Source organism: Candidatus Tokpelaia sp. (assembly GCF_008636115.1).
Classification (GTDB): domain Bacteria; phylum Pseudomonadota; class Alphaproteobacteria; order Rhizobiales; family Rhizobiaceae; genus QLZD01.
On sequence record NZ_QLZD01000054.1, the window covers coordinates 1 to 391 of the forward strand.

The 391-nt window shown below is 49.9% G+C and carries 1 protein-coding gene; it reads left to right on the forward strand.

What is annotated here, in order from left to right:
* Window positions 1-155 precede the first annotated feature (155 nt).
* Window positions 156-391: hypothetical protein (locus DPQ22_RS08690; protein ID WP_150215215.1), on the forward strand; the 236-nt coding region annotated here is incomplete at its 3' end.

Sequence of the window (391 nt, forward strand, 5' to 3'; positions counted from 1 at the left end):
GGCCTGCAGGCGGTGGCAGATTTTATCAGTGCAATTTTAGGGCCAATGACCGAAGCTTATGAATGGGCAAACGATAAAGTTGCCGCTTTGATTTTAGCCGCCTGGCTAAAACAAGCGGAATTGCGGAGCCGTATAACACAGCGCCGGAGGCAGTTATGACAATAAAGGTTGTCAAATGGTGGCTTGTTATCCTCGCTATTCTGGGCCTCTTGTCCTTTTTGACGCAAGGATTGTTAAGCCTTGCGAAGCAGGGTGAGCACATGCAAGCGCGCATAAGGGAACAGGCAAAAGCGGAATGCACGGCTTACTGGCAAGCAGAAATTGCAAAAAGTAATGCGGCGGCACTGCGCCGACAAAACGAATTGCAGGAAAAGGCTTTGATAGCCGAGCA